Source organism: Psychrobacter sp. CoH-33_TS_01 (assembly GCF_058189395.1).
This window is the reverse complement of record NZ_JBVGQI010000008.1, coordinates 156,276-162,561: the sequence shown is the minus strand read 5'-3', so window position 1 is coordinate 162,561 and position 6,286 is coordinate 156,276. Positions and strand designations below refer to the sequence as shown.

General features: G+C 47.1%; 1 protein-coding gene. It reads right to left on the bottom strand.

What is annotated here, in order from left to right:
• Positions 1–6,196, bottom strand: a 6,196-nt coding sequence (locus ACZ2XM_RS12540) for an Ig-like domain-containing protein (RefSeq protein WP_490619002.1), incomplete at its 3' end; no start/stop codon positions are given.
• Positions 6,197–6,286 lie beyond the last annotated feature (90 nt).

Genomic DNA, 6,286 nt, shown 5'->3' with positions numbered 1-6,286 from the left:
CCACATCGGTTGTGGTACCGGTAACTGCTACCGTGTCATCAGTATCGTTTGGTGTAACGATGGCCGTGATAGCGCCTTCAACAGCATCCACTTCGGCACTACCAAAAATCGGGTTGCTTGAATTACCCGCAGGATCTTTAATAGTAGCGTTCACATCAAGTGACTCACCCTCTGCTGGGGCTGGAACCTTAACGGTCACATTACCGGCAGTGATGTCATCTTCAGTTAGAACTTGCTCTTCATCATTCACAACAACCGTGTCACCCGCTACTGCATCAGCTGGTAAACCAACCACCACGTCAACGTTACCGTCTGCATCAATCTCATCAGCGTTAATAAAGGCATCGCCATTACCAACAGTGATATCTGTTGGCGCACTTGGGGCTGTGGTGTCGGTACTACCTACAGTCTCAGTTAGCTCTGGTGATTCGTTGCCCGCAGGGTCTTTAATAGTTGCGGTCACATCAAGTGACACACCTTCAGCTGGCGCTGGAATCTTAACCGTGGCTTCACCTGCAGTGATGTCCTCTGCCGTTAGCTTTTGCTCAACGCCATTAACAACAACGGTGTCGCCAGCTTTAGCATCTGTTGGCAGTCCAACAACCACATCGATATTGCCTTCAGCATCGATCTCATCTGCTGTGATGAAGTTATCGCCATTACCAACAGTGATATCTGTTGGCGCACTTGGGGCTGTAGTGTCTACAGCATTGTCTTTACCTGGCGCTGAGGTGTTGTTATCAGCATCCGTTAAGGTGGCACTGACTTCTTCACCATTGGTCAAGGCAGGAGTAAGCGCAGCGGTAAATGTGCCGTCTTTAATAGTGCCAGTGATCGGACCGTTTGGTGTGGTGATGGTCACCGTAGCACCCTCTTCACCGGTCACAGTGACTGACGTACCGTCGTCATTAATCTCAACAACCGGCTTGTTAGGCGCAGTGCTGTCTACAGCGTTATCTTTACCTGGCGATGAGGTGTTGTTAGCAGCATCCGTTAAGGTGGCACTGACTTCTTCACCATTGGTCAAGGCAGGTGTAAGCGCGGCGGTAAATGTGCCGTCTTTAATAGTGCCAGTGATCGGACCGTTTGGCGTAGTGATGGTTACCGTAGCACCCTCTTCACCCGTTACAGTCACTGACGTACCGTCTTCATTGATCTCAACAACTGGCTTGTTAGGAGCTGTAGTATCGGGAGCAACTACTTCAGCTTGCTCACCATCATTAGTAGTAGCAGTAATCTCGCCACCATTGGTTTGCGCAGGAGCAAGGGTGATTTTGACGCTACCATCAGCACCTACTGTACCTTTACCAATCACAGTACCATCTGCTGCAGTGATTTCTACTTCAGCGCCTGGAGTACCTTTAGAAACAACCACGCTACTACCATCTTCGGCAACGTCGACAGTTAGATCATTCTTATTATTAGCATTAACTTTAGTTGGCGCACTCACATTACCCGAATTATCTGTCGCAGTAGCGGTAATGATTTCACCGTTTACTAATGGGTTTGCGCTAGTGTTCACCACGAACTTACCATTAGCGTCCGCAATCACCGTATAGTCAGGTTTGCCATCGCCATTGGTATCAATAGTGACCTTTGAGTTAGGCTCAGCCTTACCCGTCAGTTGCGTGCCGTCCGTATTGACTTGCAATTTCGGAGCATCAGGTGCTGTTGAATCTGTCGCTATTACGGTCGTCGGCTGACTTGTGTTACCGGCCTTATCTGTTGCCGTCGCTGTAACTTTTTCACCGTCAACTAAAGGCTTCGCGCTAGTATCTACGACGAACTTACCATTAGCATCAGCAGTCACAGTATAATCCGGCTTACCATCACCATTAGTATCAATACTTACTTTAGCATTAGGTTCTGTAGTACCACTGATTTGCTTGCCGTCTTTACTGACTGTCATCGCTGGTGCATCAGGAGCAGTTGTGTCGCCATTTTGCGTAGTAGTAGCATCATTTCCTGCCGCATCTTTAGCGGTAGCAATGACATCTTTACTAGTATCGACTAACTCCGCAGGAATTTTTATCTCACCAGTAGTAGCATCAACGGTCACGCCAGTAGGTAATTTACCTACTGGTGACCATTTATCCGTAACTGGGTCCTTAGTCGCTTCAATCTGCTGCGGTTTTCCTTGCTCGTCAATATAATCGACAGTCAGGTCAGCCGTATCATCTTTTGCAGGTTTTACAGTGATTGAACCTTCTTTATCCGCGGTGACTGCTGGGGCTGCAGGATCCGTAGTGTCACCATTTGCTGTGGCAGTGGCTTGGTTGCCCGCTGGGTCTTTGGCAGTAGCTGTCACATCTTCACGACCATCCACTTGGGCGGCAGGAAGCTTTATTGTACCTGTAGCCGCATCAACCGTTACGCCTGTAGGTAAAGTACCTACTGGTGACCATTTACCGGTTTCAGCATCTTTAGTAGTAACGATATTTTGAGTAGTGCCATTTTTATCAACATAACTCACTGTTAAATCAGCAGTATCCTTATCAGCAGGCATCACACTAATTGTGCCATCTTTAGCCGTGTCGATTAGCGGATTGGCTGGATCCGTTTTATCACCACCTTGGACTGCAGTAGCATTGTTGCCCGCAGGGTCTTTAGAGTTTGCGATGATATCTTCACGCGTATCTACTTGATCCTTCGGTAGAGTCACCTCTCCGGTTTCAGGATTTACCGTCACACCTTCTGGCAATTCAGTGACAGGAGACCATTTACCTGTTTCTGGGTCTTTAGTCGTTTCAACCTTTTGCTCATTACCGTCTTTATCGGTGTAGTCAACGGTTAAGTCTGAAGTATCATCTTCTGCTGGTTTTACGCTAATGACACCACTGTTATCAGCTTCGATCACTGGGCTTTCTGGGTCGGTATTGTCACCATTTTCAGTGACAATAGCTTCGTTACCCGCAGCGTCTTTGGCAGAGGCCTTCACATCTTCACGACCATCGACTTGCTCTGCATCAATGGCAACTTCACCTGTAGTCGGATCAACAGTCACACCCGCTGGCAACTCACCCACTGGTGACCACTTATCTGTGACAGGATCTTTAGTCGTCTCAACTTTTTGTGCCTTGCCGTCTTTATCGGTGTAATTAACGGTCAAGTCAGCCGTGTCATCATCAGCAGGAGTAACGCTGACCGAGCCATCTTTACCCACTACAATGATAGGCTGCTCAGGATCTGTATTATCACCACCTTCTGTGACAGTAGCGGTATTACCCGCTGGATCTTTCGCCGTTGCTTGCACATCTTCACGACCATCTACTTGCTCTGCAGCAATAGTGACTTCACCTGTCGTTGGATCAACAGTCACACCGGCAGGCAATTTACCTACTGACGACCACTTGTCTGTGACAGGATCTTTAGTCGTCTCAACCTTTTGTGCCTTGCCATCTTTATCGGTGTAATCAACCGTCAAGCCAGATGTATCATCATCGGCAGGAGTGACACTGACTGAACCATCATTACCCACGTCAATAGTTGGTTTTTCTGGATCCGTATTATCAATAGTAGCTTCTAAGTTAGCTGTCGCATCATTACCGGCAGGGTCTTTTGCAGTAGCCGTCAAGTCTTTCATACGATCGACTTGACCTGCAGCAATAATGACTTCGCCAGTCTCTGGATTAACGCTGACACCTGCAGGCAATTTGCCCACTGGCGACCATTTACCGGTCACTGGGTCTTTGGTAGCTTCGACTTGTTGTGGTTTGCCCTGAGCGTCGGTGTAATCTACTGTGAGATCTGAAGTATCATCAGCCGCTGGCGTTACGGTTACAGAGCCGTCATCACCAGCAGTAATCGTAGGATTGGCAGGATCCGTCTTATCCCCATTTTCGGTGACTTTAGCTGTGTTTCCTGCAGAGTCTTTTGCCGTCGCTTTGATGTCTTCTCGACCATCAACGTGTCCGGTAGGAATAATCACTTCACCCGTAGCAGGATTGACAGTCACGCCTGTAGGTAAGTCACCTATTGCTGACCACTTGCCAGTCTCGGCATCTTTAGTCGTTTCAATGGTTTGTTTATTGCCATCTTTATCCGTGTATTCGACTGTCAAATCAGACGTATCATCATCGGCAGGCTTGATACTTACCGCACCATCATCACCCGTTTCGATAGTCGGTTTTTGTGGATCCGTTTTGTCACCGCCTTCAGTAGCTGTCGATTCGTTGCCCGCAGGGGTTGTAACAGTCGCAGAGACATCTTCACGGTTGTCTATTTGATTGCCTGGAATGGTTACTGCACCAGTATTAGTATCCACTGTGACACCAGGTGGCAATTCGCCTACAACTTCCCATTTACCCGTTTCTGGGTCTTTAGTCACTTCTACTTTCTGCTCATTACCCTCTTTATCGGTATAGTCGACGGTTAAATCTGACGTTTTGTCATCTGCTGGAGTGACGACGACAGAGCCATCATCGCCTTTATCAATCGTTGGGGTTTTTGGATCCGTTTTATCGCCATTTTGATTGGCTGTAGCATCGTTACCCGCTGCATCTTTTGCGGTCGCGGTCACGTCTTCGCGGGTATCGACGTTTTCTGCTGGAATCGTGACTTTACCCGTGGTTGGATCAACGGTCACGCCTGCAGGCAATTTGCCCACAGGTGACCATTCGTTAGTTACAGGATCCTTAGTAATTTCAACTTTCTGTGCGTTGCCATCTTTATCGGTATAGTCAACCGTTAGGTCAGTTGTATCTTTATCGTCCGCTGGAGTGACACTGACTGAGCCATCTTTACCTACTTCTATAGCAGGGGCTTGTGGGTCTGTATTATCTCCATTTTCGGTAACCATAGAGCTATTACTAGCCGGGTCTTTTGCTGTCGCCGTTATATCTTTACTGCCATCCACCTGGCCAGCAGGAATAGTGACTGCGCCCGTTTCCGGATTTACAGTGACGCCGGCAGGCAGCTCGCCCACTGGAGACCATTCTCCGGATACAGGATCTTTAGTAACTTCAACTTTCTGTGCCTTGCCATTATTATCCGTATAGTCAACGGTTAAATCAGACGTATCGTCATCGGCAGGAGTTACACTGATAGAGCCATCATTATTCACATCAATAGTAGGGTTTTTTGGGTCTGTTTTATCGCCACCTTCGACGATGTTAGAGCCATTACCGGCCGGATCTTTAGCGGTAGCTGTAATGTCTTTACTGCCGTCTACTTGGCCAGCAGGAATTGTAACTGCGCCCGTATCTGGATTAACTGTGACGCCTGCAGGCAATTCGCCCACTGGTGACCATTTGCCAGTCTCTGGGTTTTTGGTAGTTTCTATTTTTTGTGCATTGCCGTTTTTATCAGTGAAATCAACGGTTAAGTTAGAAGTGTCATCGTCTGCTGGCGTTACGTTAACCGTGCCATCCTTGCCTACTTCAATCGTAGGTTCTTTTGGTACCGTTGTATCTTTAGCCACAACCTCTGTCGGCTTACTGGTATTGCCTTGAGCATCAGTAACCGTACCTGTGACTGTTTCACCATTCTTCAATGGCTTATCGCTAATATCTACGACGAATTTACCATTGTCATCGGCCTTCACAGTATAGTCAGACTTACCGTCACCATTCACATCGATGTTTACGGTTGAGCTCGGCTTTGCCGTACCAATAATTTGCGTACCATTATTAGTCACTTCAAATACTGGAGCTTCAGGAGCTTTATTGTCCGGCGCTTGCGGGCTGTCATTGTTATCTTTATTACTGCTACCACCTAAAGCGGCGCCAATTAAACCCACTCCCGCTAGTCCTGCCAACCAAGGTAAGGCATTAAAACCAGACTCTTGCGAAGCTCCTACCCACCATGGCAAGGCTTGAGAATTACCGCCCAAAGCTTGCCCTTCGATATCGCCTGCGACCAGCTCAGTGACATAATCGGCGACTTCACCAGTATCAGGAATGTAGTAGTAATAGCTGCCATCTTCAGCGATACCAATCAGTGCACTCTCGGTATCTCCATAAAAGCCTTCGATAATTAAGTCAGACGCCTCGCCTTCATCTTCAAAAGAAATATGCAAATCATTAGCGACACGCTTAGTAATAATATGCGTGGGCGCACGGCCGATTGATTCATCAAAAAGCTCATAGTTCACCTTGTTAATGGCTTTAATGACTGTAGGCTGGCCATCTTTAGTGACGACCGTATGCTCAGCGACAGTTTTAACTTGATTATTAACTTTAACGATAATAGTAGACATATAAATTCCTTGATAAATTAGTAAGATAATTGAGTTTAGATACAAGATTTTGATAAATTAAAGTGTGGTAAACAGCTTTTTTAAATAAAT